Annotated in this window: 1 pseudogene; it reads left to right on the top strand. The window is 75.9% G+C overall.

From position 1 onward, the window contains the following. Positions 1-255: 255 nt before the first annotated feature. Positions 256-622, top strand: a pseudogene (locus tag TR50_RS46510) (hypothetical protein); the annotation flags it as partial.

Consider the following 622-nt stretch of genomic DNA (forward strand, 5'->3'; position numbering starts at 1 on the left):
GCGCGGAAGACTGCTGCGGCACCTCCGCCACCGCCTCCGTCGGCTGCGCGCGCGAGCGCCACGCGGCTCACCGACGCTGCGGCACTGGTCGCGCCCGTCGAGCGTGCGGCGACCCCGTCCGCACCCGCCGCACCCGTCCCGTCACGAGACCAGGACGTGCCGCCCACCCGGCCGGTGTCCGACGCAGCGCCGGCGTCGGCGGCCGAGGAGGTACGGGAGCAGGCACCGCGCAGCGCCAAGGCGCGCGCGGTCGCGGTGACCAAGACGGCGCCGAGCCGCCGCCTGCTGCCGGGTGACCTGGTGTGCGGGGCCTGCGGGGAGGGCAACGCGAGCACGCGCCGCTTCTGCAGTCGCTGCGGCGCCTCGCTCGTCGAGGCGGTGAAGGTCAAGGAGCCCTGGTGGCGCAGGTTCGTGCCGCGGCGCGGACCCCGGGTCGTCCCGCTGGAAACGGGCACCGGATCCGGAACGGCAAGGGGAGGGGCCGACGCGCATCTGGCCGAGCCGGGGTTCGACCTGAAGTTCCGACTGCGGCAGGTGTATCGCAAGGCGCGCGTGGTCGTCGCCGTGGCGGTCCTGTGCGCCGGCACGCTGTACGGCGTCTACCCCCCCTTTCGCACCACGG

This window comes from Streptacidiphilus anmyonensis, from assembly GCF_000787855.1.
In the GTDB taxonomy this organism is placed as follows: Bacteria; Actinomycetota; Actinomycetes; order Streptomycetales; family Streptomycetaceae; genus Streptacidiphilus; species Streptacidiphilus anmyonensis.